The 15,693-nt window shown below is 58.5% G+C and carries 12 protein-coding genes; all 12 read left to right on the forward strand.

Annotated features, from left to right (window positions below; translation table 11 throughout):
* Window positions 1-2,310 (forward strand): GumC family protein, encoded by a 2,310-nt coding sequence (locus ACA074_RS14120; RefSeq protein WP_497677165.1) that lies wholly within the window; start codon window positions 1-3, stop codon window positions 2,308-2,310.
* 144 nt (window positions 2,311-2,454) lie between these two features.
* The gene (locus ACA074_RS14125; protein ID WP_262410365.1) at window positions 2,455-3,846 is read left to right on the forward strand and encodes an undecaprenyl-phosphate glucose phosphotransferase; all 1,392 of its coding nucleotides are present in this window, start codon (window positions 2,455-2,457) and stop codon (window positions 3,844-3,846) included.
* 69 nt (window positions 3,847-3,915) lie between these two features.
* A complete protein-coding gene (locus ACA074_RS14130; RefSeq protein WP_305443810.1) occupies window positions 3,916-5,256 on the forward strand; it encodes a UDP-glucose dehydrogenase family protein in 1,341 nt (446 codons plus the stop codon).
* A 13-nt stretch (window positions 5,257-5,269) separates the two neighbouring features.
* Window positions 5,270-5,974, forward strand: a complete 705-nt coding sequence (locus ACA074_RS14135; protein WP_187679860.1) for a WecB/TagA/CpsF family glycosyltransferase — start codon at window positions 5,270-5,272, stop codon at window positions 5,972-5,974.
* Between the two features lie 2 nt (window positions 5,975-5,976).
* On the forward strand, window positions 5,977-7,059 hold the full coding sequence (locus tag ACA074_RS14140; RefSeq protein ID WP_489880467.1) for a glycosyltransferase: 1,083 nt from the start codon (window positions 5,977-5,979) through the stop codon (window positions 7,057-7,059).
* Window positions 7,056-8,168, forward strand: coding sequence for a glycosyltransferase (locus tag ACA074_RS14145; RefSeq protein WP_497613975.1), 1,113 nt, complete (start codon window positions 7,056-7,058; stop codon window positions 8,166-8,168). The genes ACA074_RS14140 and ACA074_RS14145 overlap by 4 nt, the downstream gene beginning before the upstream one ends.
* Window positions 8,165-9,478, forward strand: a complete 1,314-nt coding sequence (locus tag ACA074_RS14150; protein ID WP_187679857.1) for an O-antigen ligase family protein — start codon at window positions 8,165-8,167, stop codon at window positions 9,476-9,478. The genes ACA074_RS14145 and ACA074_RS14150 overlap by 4 nt, the downstream gene beginning before the upstream one ends.
* A 17-nt stretch (window positions 9,479-9,495) precedes the next feature.
* On the forward strand, window positions 9,496-10,449 hold the full coding sequence (locus tag ACA074_RS14155) for a glycosyltransferase family 2 protein (protein WP_497677166.1): 954 nt from the start codon (window positions 9,496-9,498) through the stop codon (window positions 10,447-10,449).
* Between the two features lie 13 nt (window positions 10,450-10,462).
* The gene (locus ACA074_RS14160) at window positions 10,463-11,881 is read left to right on the forward strand and encodes an oligosaccharide flippase family protein (RefSeq protein WP_497677167.1); all 1,419 of its coding nucleotides are present in this window, start codon (window positions 10,463-10,465) and stop codon (window positions 11,879-11,881) included.
* Window positions 11,882-11,911: 30 nt separating this feature from the next.
* Window positions 11,912-12,967: a UDP-glucose 4-epimerase GalE gene (gene galE, locus ACA074_RS14165; protein ID WP_305443825.1), complete on the forward strand. Its 1,056-nt coding sequence runs from the start codon at window positions 11,912-11,914 to the stop codon at window positions 12,965-12,967.
* A complete protein-coding gene (locus ACA074_RS14170; RefSeq protein ID WP_497677168.1) occupies window positions 12,964-14,439 on the forward strand; it encodes a family 16 glycosylhydrolase in 1,476 nt (491 codons plus the stop codon). Before galE ends, ACA074_RS14170 begins: the two co-directional genes overlap by 4 nt.
* Before the next feature lie 125 nt (window positions 14,440-14,564).
* Entirely contained in the window at window positions 14,565-15,677 is a 1,113-nt protein-coding gene (locus ACA074_RS14175) for an acyltransferase family protein (protein WP_497677169.1), read from the forward strand.
* The last annotated feature ends 16 nt before the right edge of the window (window positions 15,678-15,693 follow it).

Consider the following 15,693-nt stretch of genomic DNA (forward strand, 5'->3'; position numbering starts at 1 on the left):
ATGGACAACAGCCCTAGCACCTACGTCGAACGTCCTCTTCAAGCGCATCTGCATCAGCAGTACAGCGAAGACAAGGACACCATTGATCTTTTAAAGCTCTGGAGGGTGATCTGGCGTGCCAAATGGAGCATCGGATGGCTGGTTCTGGTGAGCGGTCTGCTGGCGGTCGTGGTGGTCTCGACCATCACCCCGCAATACATCGGCAGCACCACGTTGCTGTTCAACGATAAAACGCCTCCGCTGATGTCCTTCCAGCAAGTCAAGGATTCAGGCGGCAACGCCACGGATTACTTGCAGACCCAGCAAGCGCTCCTGCAATCGCGGGATCTTGCCGAACGCGCGGTGAAAAAACTCGGCCTGACGACTCACCCGGTCACCGACCCGCGGCAGCAACCGAAGCCTTGGTTCACACCGCGCCAATGGCTGACCAATCTTGACCTCGAGCAGTGGGTTCCGGGGCTGGGCATGTTGATGCCGCTCAAAGATGTGCTCACCGAAGAAGACGTCTTCAATCAGGTCACGCAGAACCTCATGCTGCACACCAGCGTCAAGTTCGTCGGCAAGAGCCAATTGCTCGAAATCGAGGTCGAGCTGCCCGACCCTGATCTGGCGGCAGCAGCAGCCAATGCGCTGGCCCAGGGTTTTACCGACAGCCAGCTCGACACCAGCGAGAAGTCGTCGCAAACCACCACGGCGTGGATGAACACAAGGCTGGTCAAGCTGCGTGACAACTTGCGTGCGGCCGAGAAAAAGCTTCAGGGCTACCGCGAAGAGCAAGGTCTGGTCGACGTTGGTGGGGTTGCCACTATCAGCGCCAACGAACTGGAAATGACCGGTAATCGCATGGTTGACGCCCGTCGTAATCGCGCTGAAGCCGAGAGCGAGTACCGCCAGGCGAAGTCTCTGAGCAATGGCGATCTGAGTCGGCTCTCCAGCGTGCCTGCCGTCTTGAGCAACCCTTTGGTGCAGAAATTTCAGGCGGACCGCGCCTTGGCCCAGGCCAAGGTTGATGAACTGGCGGGACGCTATGGTCCAAAACACCCGAGCCTGGTGTCAGCGCAGTCCGAATTGCGCACCGCCACCACCAGCCTGCAATTGCAAGTCCAGCAAGTGGTGGCCGGTATTGAACGGCAATACCAGCTCGCGACGGCCAGTGAAGCCTCGCTGCGCCAATCCTTCAACAGCAACAAGGCGCAAATCCAGGACATCGCTCGTAAAGAGTTCCAGTTACGCGAGTTCCAGCGTGAGGTCGACAGCTCCCGCGCGCTCTATGAAACGTTCGTCACCCGTTTGAAAGAGACCACGGCCACCGCCGACATGGACTCGACCAAAGTGCGCATTGTTGACCCGGCCATTGTTCCAGTTGAGGCGAGCAAGCCCCGTAAAACTTTGATTGTCGGGATCGTCGGGTTGATCGCTGCGGTGATCGGCGTTGCTTTGGCGCTGCTCTTCGAGAGCCTGAGCAATACCTTCAAAACCGACGAGTCGATCGAAAGCGCACTCAACATTCCACTGCTCAGCGTCGTGCCGTTGGTAACGAAGAAAACTCGCCGGCAACTGGCGCGCTTGTTCGAAGACAACGACAACCCGCGTTTTTCCGAGACCATTCGCAATCTGCGCACCTGGCTGATGTTGCAAAGCAGCGAAATGCCCTCACAGGTGGTCCTGGTGACGTCGACCGTTGCCGGTGAGGGTAAAAGCACCATTGCCAACAACCTGGCCAGTTCACTGAGTTCGCTGGAGCGGGTGCTGTTGATCGATGCTGACATGCGTCAGCCAACCCTGGCGCTGAACTTCGACTTCCCACCGGACAGTCCGGGACTGGCGAACGTCATTGCAGGCACCGCCAGGCTCGAAGACTGCATCGTTTCGGTGGGCAACCTGGACATGCTGCCGGCCGGGAAGGTTCTGCCGCCTTCGCTGGATATGTTCGCCGCGCCGCGCCTGCCTTCCCCTGCCACTTCGCCGAACGCGTTGCAGCCGCCGCCACAGGATTTGCTCAGCTCGCCGCGCATGGCGCGCATGCTTGAGGTACTCAGATCACGTTACCGCCACATCATCATCGACTCACCCCCTGCGGAGATGATCAGCGACGCGTTGTTGCTGGCCAAGCACTCGGATGCGGTGATCTATGTAGTCAAGGCCGACAGCACGCCCATCAGCCAAGTGCAAAGGGGCCTTGCCATGTTGCAACAGAGCCATGTGCCGGTATTTGGCACCGTGCTCAATCAGGTGGACCTGCGCAAGGCGCGCAAGTACGGCCACCACCACTCCCGGGCGTTCTATAACTACGACTTCGCGCCCAGGTAACGTCGGGCGAACAAGCCTGCCGTTGCCCCCGTTCTGCCATCACACAACCGCTTCACCTCTGCCGAACTACGGAACAGCCTTCAGGAGACACCTCGTGTCTGCCTGATTAGCGCTGATGGATGACTGTTGCCTGAGGTTAAGCCGATGACACCGCTCTATACCGCTCATATGACGCAACGCCGTGGCCTGACATTCTGGGGCCAGTGGCTGTGTGCGCTGTCGCTGGTGACTTCGCTGCTGATGCTGCTCGTGTATTGGCGCGTCGGCAGTCTGACCAGCGAATACCGCATCCTGATCATTCTGACGGTGCTCGGTTCAGTGCCGATTTACAGTCTGATGAGGGTCTACCACAAACGCCATGGCCTGCTGGTCGGGCTCGGCAGATTACTCGCCGGCTGGTTGATCCTGCTGGCCGTGCTCGCAGCGATTGCCTTCATCACCCAGACCAGTGCGACGTTTTCGCGCCAGGTGATCATTGTCTGGGCGGTGCTGGGTTTCGTGGTGCAGGCGGCGAGTTTTCTGCCCCTTCATTATTTGGCCCGACTGCACTCGCGCAAGGTCTGTAACGAGCGTCGTTCAGTGATCATCGGCACCTGCCCGACGGCCCATGAGTTGGCGAAAAAACTCTCCAGGCCGAATCGCGCGCTGGTACTGGGTTTCATCGCCGCCGCCGATAACAGCGGCCCGGCCCCGAGCATTCTGCCGCTGCTCGGTCACGTTGACGCGATCCGCGAAATCATCACGCGCCTGGAAGTGCGTCGCGTCTACGTCGTGCTGACCATGGCGCATGCCGCCACCATCGAAGCGCTCTACATCGACCTGCTGGACATGAATGTCGACGTGGTGTGGATCCCGGATTTCGGCAGCATGGTGTTGCTCAACCATTCGATCTCGGAAATCGAGCGGATGCCGGCCATCTACCTCAATGAAAGCCTGATCAGCTCGCATCCGGCCAGCCTGTTTTGCAAAGACTTGTTCGAGCGCAGCCTGGCCACCGTGGCGATTATTCTGCTCAGCCCATTGCTGTTGGTGGTGGCGGCAGCGGTCAAGCTGACCTCCGCAGGCCCGGTGCTGTTCAAGCAGAACCGCCACGGTTGCAACGGTGAAGTGATCAAGGTCTGGAAGTTTCGCTCGATGCGCGTCCACGACGACCACGAGGTGCGCCAAGCCACCCGTGACGATGACCGCATCACCCCGATCGGACGCTTGCTGCGCCGCAGTTCCATCGACGAATTGCCCCAGTTGTTCAATGTCCTGTCCGGGCAGATGGCCCTGGTCGGCCCGCGCCCGCATGCCGTCACTCACAACATTTATTACACCGGCAAAGTCCGCGCCTACATGGCCCGCCATCGTCTCAAGCCGGGCATCACCGGGTTGGCCCAGATCACCGGGCATCGCGGCGAAACCGAGACGGTGGAAAAGATGCAGCTGCGCGTCGCCCAAGACCTCAACTACATCAACCAATGGTCGCTGTGGCTCGACATAAAAATCCTCATCAAGACGCCCTTCACGCTGTTTTCGAAAAACATCTACTGACCCCTGCCCCAGCTCTACAGCCCCCCCTGCCCTGCGTTGACAACCGTCACGACGACCTGAGGTTTGACCATGAATGTGAGCGTATTCGGTATTGGTTACGTGGGCCTTGTTCAAGGCGCCGCACTGGCCGAGGTTGGGCATAACGTGCTCTGCGTCGATGTCGACGCTGCCAGGGTCGAGGCGCTGAAGGAAGGCGCGCTGCCCATCTACGAGCCGGGTCTGAAAAACCTTGTGCGGGACAACTATCAAAGTGGCCGGCTGCGCTTCGGCATTGATCTGGCCGAGGCCGTTCACCATGGCGATGTGCTGTTGATTGCCGTCGGCACACCGCCAGACGAAGACGGTTCGGCAGACCTCAAATACGTGTTGAGCGTGGCGCAAACCATCGCGTTGAACATGGATCGGCACCACATCATCGTCAACAAATCCACGGTGCCGGTCGGCACTGGGGACCTTGTGCGTGAGCGTGTCGAGCAGGTACTGGCCGACAACAATCGCAGCGACCTGACGTTCGACGTGGTCTCCAATCCGGAATTTCTCAAGGAAGGCTGCGCGGTCGAAGACTGCATGCGGCCCGACCGGATCATCATCGGCACCGACAGCCCGCGTGCTGAAGAGGTCATGCGCGAGCTGTATGAACCGTTCAATCGCAGCCGCGAAAAAATCATTGTCATGGACGTTCGCAGCGCTGAACTGACCAAGTACGCCGCCAACTGCATGCTGGCGACCAAGATCAGCTTCATGAACGAAATGGCCTGCCTCGCCGAAAAACTCGGTGCCGACATCGAGAATGTCCGCCACGGCATCGGCTCCGACCCACGCATCGGTTATCAATTTATCTACCCCGGCCTCGGCTACGGCGGCTCGTGCTTTCCCAAAGACGTGAAAGCGCTGATACATGCCGCCACCAGCGTCGACATTGATGCCCGGGTCCTCAAGGCCGTCGAGGCGCGCAACCAGGAACAGAAAACCAGCCTGTACAGCAAAGTGTTCAATCACTTCGACGGCCACCTTCGCGGCAAGACCTTTGCCCTCTGGGGGCTGAGTTTCAAACCCAACACCGACGACATGCGCGAAGCCCCCAGCCGCGTATTGATGGAGGCCTTGTGGCAGGCCGGCGCCAACGTTCAGGCGTTTGATCCAAAAGCCATGGAAGAAGCCCAACGCATTTATGGCTCGCGCGATGACCTGACGTTGGCAGGCACCAAGGAAGCGGCACTGAAAAATGCCGACGCGCTGATCATCGTCACCGAGTGGCAATCGTTTCGGGCACCGGACTTCGACCTGCTCAGTCAGCGGCTCAAACAGCCGTTGATCTTCGACGGACGCAATCTGTTCGATCCACAGCGTTTGAGCAAACGCGGCTTCACCTACGTTTCCGTGGGGCGGCAGACCCCCTCAGTCATCTGAAAGGAGCCGCGCCATGTTCAAGCTGGAATTAGTCGGGCAGTACTCACCGAAATTACTGGAGGCCAACCAGGCCTACTCCTTCATCAACTTCGCCTCCATCGGCAGCGTGTTCGGGCAGACCCCAAGCACCATCAACTATTTTTGCGACGGCATGCTGATGTCGACCTTCATGTCTCGCGTAACCGGCAAGACGATCGGCCGGGTCAGCTTTGACTTCACCTCGATTGCCGATCTTGTACTCGGCAGCGCTGAGCAGCTGGGCAAGCGCGTGTATTTCGTCGGCGCTCGGCAAGTTGAACTGGATCTGTTCATCAGCAAGATCAAGAGCCTCTACCCGCAACTGGCCATCGCCGGTTACCACAACGGCTACTTTGATACCTCGCAGGCCGAGGCCATTCAGGCCGACATTTGCCACAGCGAAGCGGACATCCTGATCGTTGGCCTGGGCGCGGGACTGCAAGAGCAGTTCGAACAGGATGCGTTGCGCGCAGGCTTTCGCGGTGTCGCCTTCACCTGTGGCGGGTTCATTCGCCAGGAAGCCCTGGCCACGCGGCAGTACTACCCGGCGATGATCAATCGCCTGCACCTGCGCGCGTTTTATCGAATGTATCGCGAGCCTCATACGATCAAACGCTACCTCATCGATTACCCCAGCAACTTTGTGCACCTGTTGACGATGCTCGCTCGGCACAAAGTCGCCATCAGCGTTGGGGAATGACTATGCACATCCTGTTCATTCTCAAAGATTTCAAGACCGGCGGCGGCGTCGAGCGGGTACAGCAACGGTTATCCGAGCAATTTCACAAGGATGGAAAGCGGGTGAGCTTTTTCGTCATGAACGGTGAAACGCCGGACACTGACGGCGATCAACGCCACAACAGCGGCGGTGGCAACGGCATCGTCGGGCTGCTCAAATCAATCGTCCTGTTGCGTCGGCTCATTCGTCGCGAGGGCGTCACTCACCTGATTTCCGCCAAGGAACAGGCCAACGTCTGCACCTGGTTCGCCACCTTGGGCAGTGCCTGCAAAGTCATCTATAGCCGGCACGTCACGCTCGATTGCACTGAGCAGAAAACCAGCCCTTCAAGCCTGCGCCTGCTCTATGCCTTGTACTTGTGTGGCAGCGGAAAAGTGGTGACGGTCTCCACGGCATTGCGCCAGTCTCTGGCCGACTTACTGCCATGGGGTCAGCAGCGTGTTTGCTATTGCCCCAACGCGGTCATCACCGAGCAACTGTTTCAAGCCTCACGCGCGCCGCTGCCCGCCGGGTTACCCGACGACTACTGGTTGGGTCTGGGCCGGTTGACGGAACAGAAAGGTTTTCACCTGCTGCTCGATGCCTACGCCATGGCGCTGCACCGCCAGGCACTGCCCGATCTGGTGATCGCTGGCGACGGGCCGTTGCGCGGCGCGCTGATCGCTCAGGCGCAGCGGCTGGGCATCGCCCACCGGGTGCACTTTACCGGTTTCCTGAGCAACCCCTATTCACTGCTCAGACAAGCACGCCTGTTCATTCTGAGTTCCCTTCACGAAGGCATGCCGACCGTATTGATCGAGGCGTTGGCGCTGGGGACTCCCGTGCTGGCATGCGACTGCGAGACGGGGCCCAGAGAACTGCTGGACAACGGCCAGCTCGGCCAACTGGTCAAGGTCAACGACATCCCGGCATTGGCCAATGGAATGCTGCGAAGCCTGACATCAACGGATCACGTGGCTCCCAGCGAAAAAATGGTCACTGACGCCCTCCGCCAGTACACCAGCCAGCACGCGGCGCAGGCGTATTACCAGGTGTGGAACCAATGAAAAAATTGCTGATTATCCTGCATGACCTCAGCGCGGGCGGGGCTGAAAAAATGATGACGCGCCTGGCCGGAGCATTGGTCGACGCCGGCAATGACGTGACGCTGTTGATGCTCACCGGCGGCGGCATCAATGCAGCGCACCTCGACCCACGCGTCAAAAAGGTTGAACTGCGCAGTCCGCGCAGCTCTCGTGCGGTGCCGGCGCTTGCGCGATTTCTGCGTGCCAATCGCTTTGACGCGCAACTGGCGGCGCTCACGCACGTCAACGTCGTGGCGATCGCCGCTGCCATGCTGTCCGGCACGCTGGCGCGGCTGCACGTCAGCGAGCGCAATGCCTTTTCCCATGACAAACACGTTAACCCCGACTTCATGGTGCGGGCCGCCTATATGGTGGCTCCCCTGCTCTATCGGCTTATTCCCAACCCGGTGATTTGCGTGTCGCGCGGTGTCGCCCAGGATCTGGTCGATACCACCATCGCGCGCCGCCAGGACGTGACCATTGCCGACAACCCGGTGCTCGACAACAACTTTCGCGAGAAGCCACCGGGCCTGCCAAGTCACCGCTGGCTGCGGGAAAAGTCTGGCGCGGTGATTGTCGCCGTGGGTCGCCTGGCGTCGCAAAAAGGTTTCGACACCTTGATTAAAGCGTTCGCCGCGTTGCCGGATACCGACGTACGCCTGATCATTTTTGGTGAAGGCGCACTCAGACTTCGACTGCTTGAACTCGCACGCACATTGGGCGTCGCCGATCGCGTCGACCTGCCGGGTTACACCAGTGATCCCTTGGCAGAAGTGGCGGCGGCCGATTGCTTTGTGCTGTCGTCGCGCTTCGAGGGCAGTCCCAATGCGCTGGTAGAAGCCTTGTCCACGGGCACGCCGGTGGTGGCGACCCGCTGCCCCCATGGCCCCCAGGATATTTTGATCGGCGGCCTGGTGGCACCGCTCGTCGCTGTCGACGACCCGCTCGAGCTGGCGCAGGCGATTGCCTTGCAACTCGCCACACCGCGGGATCTACAGCGCCATTCGCGCCTTGAAGCAGCCGCCCGTTTCATGAATGCCAGCGCAGTGCAGACTTACCTCGACGCGTTGCTCGGGAGCCCAACATCATGAGCACACTGGCGATCAGATACTCGACGTTACGCGACGGCTTCACCCTGTTCGGCGTGCTGTTTTACATCCAGGTGATCACGTTTGTCCTTGGGCTGGGCGGCGCGTTCAGTTTCGGTGACGTCGATAAAGACCTCGAAGGCAGCGTCGCCAACCAGGTCTGCGGCCTCATCACGCTGCTGGTGCCGTTGTTCTTCTTCATCCGCAACAAGGTCTTCCTCAGCAAAACCTTTTACCGCAGTAACTTCTTTCTGCTGGTGTTCATGGCTTGTGTGATCGCCTCGATTGGCTGGTCCTACGACCCGATGCTGACGTTCAAGCGGGTTATCGCGATGCTCAGCGTGGTCTTTTTTGCCGGTTTCATTGCCTATAACTACCCCCTCGAAAAAATCACCTACATGCTCGGTTGTGCCATCGGCGTGGCGGCGTTGGTTGGCTTGATACTCGCCGTGGTCAGGCCTGACCTCGCATTCTTGTCCGGGGGTATTCGCGACGGCGCCTTCAAGGGGATTTTTGCCGAAAAAAATGCCGGTGCACGGCTCAACGCGATCGCCATCCTGCTGTTGCTGCCGATGATCCGCCAGGGCAACCGCTGGGCCCTCTTCTGCTCGTTTTCTTCGCTGATCGCCATCCTGCTCGCCCAATCGGCGACCGGCGTAGCACTGATAGTGTCTGGCACGGTGAGCTACTGGTACTTCCTCACTCTGATTCGCTTGCGTATCAATCGCTCGCAGTGGCTGTTCTTCGGTTGCACGCTGGTGTTTCTGCTGGTTTGTCTGTTGCTGTACAACCACCTTGCGTGGCTGCTGGAAATCGCCGGTCGCGATCCTTCTCTCACTGATCGCACGTTGATCTGGGAGCTGCTGGCGCCATTTATCGACCAGCAGTGGCTCAAGGGTTACGGCTTCGGCGCCTTCTGGGCCAGCCCCGACGCGGATGCGTTCATCACTCGCTGGGGCTACATCGGCAACGCCCACAGCGGCTACATGGAGACGCTGCTCAACGGTGGTTTTATCCAGTTGACTGCGCTGGTGCTGCTGCTGGGCGAAGCGTTGTTCAAACAATACCGCGCTGTGACGGCGAACCAGTCCGCGCAGTTTCGTGCCAGCGCTTTGGTGATCATCGGCTTGTTCGCCGTCACCAATTATGTGGCGTACGTGATCCCCAACTACCGCTCCGCCGAGTTTTTGGTGTTCTGCACCCTGGCGCTGTCCTTCCGACATCACTGCGCGATATTTCCCGAGTTATCACCGGCCACCCTGCGTCAGCGTCCGTCTGGCAGGGCATTACCGCGTGATTCAGCCAAGGCGTAACAGAAGGAGAAACACCCGTGATAAACCAAGCCTCCCCTTCACCGCATACCGTGTGCGTCGTGATCCCGATGTACAACGGCGCCGACAGCATTGAGCAAACGCTGGTATCCCTGGCCGAGCAAACCCGACTGCCCGATCACGTCATCGTTATTGACGATGGTTCCACCGATGACGGACCACAACGGGTCAAAGACTTCGCGGCGCCGTTTCGCCTGACGCTGTTGCAGCAAGCCAACGAAGGTCAGGCCAGCGCCCGCAACCATGGGATTCGGCACTCTCAAGAGACGTTTGTGGCGATGCTCGATGCCGATGACCAATGGCGCCCGCAAAAGCTGGAGTTGCAACTGGCGCTGTATGACGAGCTCAGTCTTCAGGGACGGCCGGTGGGGCTGATCGACTGCTATTGCCAGGTCAACTACAGCGATGGCAGGCGACAACTGGACAGCATCCGCAAGAGCGGCATGCATTTCTACGATTTCATCCACGCCAACGTCCTCAATGGCGTATCCGCCGCGCTGGTCAAGCGCGACGTGATGATGCAACTCGGCTGCTTCGATGCCGGCCTGCGTTATTGCGAGGATCGCTTCATGTGGACCCGAATCGCTGAACACTGGGAGATCCACACGGTGCCGCAGGTGTTGCTGGAGCGCACGATCAACAGCGGCAACATGACCGCGCAACCGAAAAAGCACTACCAGAACAAGATCAAGTTCGTCGAAGTCTATCTCGCCCGCTATGGCGCGCAGCTCAGCAAGCAGCAACAGATCGATTTCGTGCTGGCCAACCACACCGACTTTCTCAATACCTTTTCCCGAGGCGGCTGGCATGGCGAGGTGATCGATGTGTACCAGCGAATGCTCAAGCATTCCTGGCAAACGCTGTTCTTCGACCACGGCAAACCAACCCTGCGTTACCTCTATGCCCGCGCCAGATCCTTGCGCAAGCCAACGGTGTCAACCACCGCTCATTGAACCGGTATCCGCCATGGCCAATCGACGCCTCATTTCCCTGGGCTGGATCTTCACCGAAAAATTCGGCCTGATTTTCCTGTCGATGATTACCTTTGTCGTGTATGCAAGGCTGCTGTCGCCCGCCGAACTGGGGGTGGGCACGATCATCATTGCCATCGTCGAGTTGGTCGGTCTCATCTACTCCTCGGTACTGGAAGATCCCCTGGTACGGCTTGAACGACTGGAAGATAAACACATCTCTACCGCGTTCTGGGCCTCGGTACTGGTCAGCCTGGTGTCCATCGTCGTCATCTCGGGCGCGGTGATGCTGTATACGCCCGACCCGATGCTGCAAGCGATGACGGCGGTGGCCTCGGTGAAAATCCTCTTCACCATGATGGCGCGTGTCTATGTGGCGCAAATGCGCCGCAGCGGCAACTTCAAGACGCTGGCGTCGCGCACGTTACTGGGCAAAGTGTTTGGTGGCGTCGGCGGCATCGCTGTCGCGCTTTGGGGATGGGGGGCCTGGGCGGTCATTGCCCAGGTGCTGATCATGGAGTTCGTGTCGATCATCGTATTGATGCGCTCGGACTCGCGGCGCATTGCCTTTTACATCGACGGTCCGTTCTTGCGGGAGCTGTTGAAGGCCGGCACACCGGTTGCCATCAACGCGCTGAGTACACAAACACTTCAGCGCGGGGTCAACGTGGTGCTGGGGATGACGGCCGGCGCGAACGCGGTCGGCATGTTCAACATGGCAATGCGCATCATCGATCTGCCTCGCACGGCGATTTATAACGGCCTGCTGAGCTATGCGCTGCCGGTGTTCGCCCGGCGCAGCGCAGAGCCATCGCGACTGCTCGGGATCATTGGCGACTCCACTGCCGTCAGCGGCTTTCTGTTGACGCCCCTGTTCATCGGAATCGCGCTCACGGCCAACGACCTCATCCTGTTGATATTCGGCGCCAAGTGGGCCGATGCCATTCCCTTGCTGCAAGTACTGGCCTGCACGGCGGCAATTGGTAACACCGCCATGTACGCCACCACCGCACTGGTTGCGGTCAATCGCAGCCACCTGACGATCAAGGCTGAAGTGGTCACCACCGTGCTGGCGCTGGCGCTGGTCTACGGGTTCGGCAGCGTGTACGGCGGCATGGCCGCGGCCCTCGCGTTGCTGGCCAGGATGCTGTTGATCACACCGTTGCAAATCCGTGGACTCAACGAGGCCATTGGTTACGGCTGGGGCCGGTTCTTCGACTCCAATTACCGCAGCGTGATCGCCTCACTCGTCATGGCCACGACCGTCGTGTACGTGTCACCGCTGCAAGGTTTTCAAGGTTACCTGCACCTGATCTGCAACATCGTGGTTGGCGCGCTGAGCTATGCCGTGGCGTATAGCGTCATGCACCCGCGCTGGCCGCAAGAATTCAAATCGGTTTTCACCTCCCGCTGAATTCAGTCCCTTAGACAGGAAGAGCTCACCATGCGCAAAACTACGTTGATTACTGGCGGGGCCGGTTACATCGGCTCGCATACCGCTTTGGCGCTCATCAATGCCGGACACCATGTGTTGGTGCTCGACAACCTGAGTAACAGCTGTCGAGAGTGCATCGCGCGCCTGGAGCAACTGACCCTGAGCCGGGTCGATTTCATCCATGGCGACATCCGTGATTCGGCCGTGCTGGACGACATTTTCAGCCGCTATGACATCGATGCCGTGGTGCATTTTGCCAGCCTCAAATCCGTTGCGGAAAGCGTGCGCAAACCGCTGGATTACTACGCCAACAATGTCGCCGGCACGCTTGACCTGTGCCGGGCAATGGCTCGCCATAACGTCTTCCGACTGGTGTTCAGCTCATCGGCCACAGTCTACGGCGAGCCCACGCGCACACCGATCGCCGAAGATTTCGGCACCGGCAAACCGGTCAATCCCTATGGCCGCACCAAGCTCATGATCGAAGAGTTGCTGACCGATCTGTGCCATTCCGATCCACGCTGGAGCATCGCGTTGTTGCGCTACTTCAACCCGATTGGCGCTCACGAAAGCGGGATGATCGGCGAAGACCCCCGAGGCCGCCCCAACAATCTGTTGCCGTGCCTGACGCAGGTCGCGATTGGCCGGATTCCCGAACTCACGGTGTACGGCAACGACTATCCCACCGTGGACGGCACCTGCGTGCGCGACTACATCCACGTGGTCGACCTTGCCATCGGCCACCTCAAAGCGCTTCAAGTGTTGCAGTACAACAACGGCATCAATGTCTGGAACCTCGGCACAGGCATCGGCTACAGCGTGCTGCAAATCATCCAGAGTTTCGAAGACATCACCGGCATTACCATTCCCTACCGGTTTGTACCGCGACGCGAAGGTGACATCGCCAAATGCTGGGCCGACCCCGGCAAGGCCGGACGGGAGTTGGGCTGGACCGCGCAACGCGATCTGCAACAGATGATTGTCGATACCTGGCGCTGGCAGTCGTGTAATCCGCAGGGATATCAGTCGTCATTCGAAATTCCAGCGCTGGTTGCCGTTAAATGACGTTCAAAGGATTGCTGCCGTTGCTGCTGCTGTCGGTTTCGATGGTTTGCAACGCAGCACCAGCGCCTCCCGGTGCCCCCACCACCGGGCTGGTGCTGTGGCTGGACGCGGACGATCCGTCAACAATGACCTTGGATGCGCAGAACCGGGTCCAGCGCTGGAATGACAAATCCGGCAAGTCCAATCACGCGACAGTCGACAATGCCGCCTCGCCGCCACAGCGGATGGCAAACGCCCTGAATGGCCATTCCGTCGTGCATTTCAGTGGCGCGTCGGCGTTTCTGGGCAAAGCCCTGCGCAGCGCCAAAGGCCCGGTGACGGTATTGATCGTGTCTCGCCGATTGCCCGAACAAGCCGAGGTTGATCCCTGGCAACGCTTGTTCAGCTCAGGCCCGCAAACCGCCCAAAACGATAACGTCTTGCCGAATTTCGCCATCAGCCTGCAACAGACAACGGCGTATGCGCCGACCGTTTCCGTCCTGGAGCTTTACGATGTGCCGATCGGTCCGTATGCAATAGGGCGCAGTGCCGTGGGTGAGTCCGATAACTTTCGCGGCGACATCGCCGAAGTGATGGTGTACGACCGTGCGTTTGCCTCACTCGCAGAACGCCAGCGTGCCTTTCAGTACCTGGCGGAAAAATGGTCCATTGCCATCCCCAAACAAGCCGATACCTGGACCCGAGTCGGGCCACTCGGCGCACTACCGACCCGGACCCGCGCCAATCTGCCGTTGTCCGACCAGGCCAATGCCGGTCAGTGGACGCTCAACAGGAAGCTGTCCGACGACTTCAACGGCAGCACCCTCGACCGCACACGCTGGCACGTCAACAACGCCATCGGGAACGAGTCGCTCGGACGCAAACCGGCGCTTTACACGCCGAACAATGCCTCCGTCAGCAATGGCAATCTGAACATTGTTTTCCGCAAGGAAACCTTGCCGCAGAAGTACGTCAAACTCGGCTTCAAGGACTACACCTCAGCCATGGTGCGGACAATTGAACGCGGGTTTTACGGATACTACGAAGCCCGTGCCAAACCCATGAACTCCGCAGGTTCCAGCGCATTCTGGCTCGCCTGGACAGGCATGCTCGACAACGCCACCGAGATCGACATCTTTGAAATCGCCGGCAAGACCAAAGACGCGGCCCTGGACCGCTCGTATCACATGAATGCCCACCTCTGGGCCACGCCAAAAAGCACTGAACATATCGACAATGGCAGCATCTGGGTCAGTCCTTGGCGCCTGGCGGATGCGTTCCATATCTACGGCTTCGACTGGCAGCCCGACACCCTGCGTTGGTACGTCGATGGCGTGCTGGTCAGGGAGTCGAAGAACAACTACTTCTTCTTCCCGATGGAGGTGAACTTTGACAGTGAGGCCATGTGGAAATGGTTCGGGGTGGTCGACGATGCTGACCTGCCCTCCACCTTCGAAGTCGACTACTTCTACATGTGGCAACGCAGTCCATAACCGTCTCACGGAGCCTGGATAGTCCATAAGCAGCCCTTGCTGTAACAGCTTTCGCCTTGGGTCGAATTTCACTCGCCAGAGTCGTCAGTTTTCAATCAGCGCTAACAAGTCTGGAGCGCCTATACATGAACGACCGACGATTGAAGGAATTGGATTTACTGCGATTCCTTGCTGCGATCGCCGTAGTGTTTTTTCACTATGCTTTTCGCGGCTATGCAAAGGGCGACATGTCTGTAATGCCTTACCCGTTATTGGCTGAGCCCGCCAAGTACGGTTATTTGGGCGTCGAACTTTTTTTCATGATCAGCGGATTCGTCATTCTGATGACCGCGTCGAGCAATAACCTCAAAGTTTTTTTCATCTCCCGCGTCGTTCGGCTCTGCCCGGCGTTCTGGGTGTGCTGCACCCTGACTTTTCTTTTCATCCTGGCCATCGGCCAGCCACGATTTACGGCCACTCTTTATCAATATCTGATTAACATGACATTGCTTGGCGACTTGATGGGTGTCGAGCAAATAGACGGCGTTTACTGGTCACTGTTTGTGGAAATCAAGTTCTACCTGATGATCTCCATACTGTTGGGATTCAAGAAAATAGAGAAAATCGAACCCTGCCTCGTGCTTTGGCTACTGGTCTCTGCTACAGCAGAAATACTCGTATTTGAAAAATTGCGTTCGATCTTGATCACCGACTACGCGGCGTATTTCATCGCAGGTGCCACGTTCTACCTCATATGGGCGAAAGGATTCACAGCTGCCCGGATTCTCCTCTTGCTGGGGGCATTGGCATTGGCCTGTTTCACCGCCATAGCATGGGCCGAATCGATCGAAAGCAAGTATTCGACCGAATACGACCCTCTGATTATCTGCGGCGTGATTTTCCTGTTTTTCATGACGTTTCTTTTGATTGTGACCAACAAAACAGCGGCCATAGGCAGGTTGAACTGGACCGCATTAGGGGCACTGACTTACCCGCTTTACCTATTACATCAAATGATCGGGTTCATGATTTTCAACATTGCTTATCCGGCTGTGAATCCGCATCTGCTGCTGTGGGGAACCCTCATCCTGATGATTGGTGCGTCGTGGCTCATCCACAAAAAAGTAGAAACGCCGATTGCCAGATTCATGAAAAGATTCCTTTCCTTCTCCCTCAATCGTGTCAGAGCTGATAAGCCAGCCAGTGAAGAACCTGCGCGACTGACCGAACCTTTACCCCGAAAACACCGTCCGAGCTAAGGCATCAATGCTTACC

The sequence above is a fragment of the Pseudomonas sp. LBUM1655 genome, from assembly GCF_059716085.1.

Coding starts and splice junctions, on each gene's coding strand:
- ACA074_RS14160 (WP_497677167.1), top strand. CDS start 10,463: ATGGCCAATCGACGCCTCATTTCCCTGGGCTGGATCTTCACCGAAAAA.
- ACA074_RS14125 (WP_262410365.1), top strand. CDS start 2,455: ATGACACCGCTCTATACCGCTCATATGACGCAACGCCGTGGCCTGACA.
- ACA074_RS14150 (WP_187679857.1), top strand. CDS start 8,165: ATGAGCACACTGGCGATCAGATACTCGACGTTACGCGACGGCTTCACC.
- ACA074_RS14175 (WP_497677169.1), top strand. CDS start 14,565: ATGAACGACCGACGATTGAAGGAATTGGATTTACTGCGATTCCTTGCT.
- ACA074_RS14135 (WP_187679860.1), top strand. CDS start 5,270: ATGTTCAAGCTGGAATTAGTCGGGCAGTACTCACCGAAATTACTGGAG.
- ACA074_RS14145 (WP_497613975.1), top strand. CDS start 7,056: ATGAAAAAATTGCTGATTATCCTGCATGACCTCAGCGCGGGCGGGGCT.
- ACA074_RS14120 (WP_497677165.1), top strand. CDS start 1: ATGGACAACAGCCCTAGCACCTACGTCGAACGTCCTCTTCAAGCGCAT.
- galE (WP_305443825.1), top strand. CDS start 11,912: ATGCGCAAAACTACGTTGATTACTGGCGGGGCCGGTTACATCGGCTCG.
- ACA074_RS14170 (WP_497677168.1), top strand. CDS start 12,964: ATGACGTTCAAAGGATTGCTGCCGTTGCTGCTGCTGTCGGTTTCGATG.
- ACA074_RS14130 (WP_305443810.1), top strand. CDS start 3,916: ATGAATGTGAGCGTATTCGGTATTGGTTACGTGGGCCTTGTTCAAGGC.
- ACA074_RS14140 (WP_489880467.1), top strand. CDS start 5,977: ATGCACATCCTGTTCATTCTCAAAGATTTCAAGACCGGCGGCGGCGTC.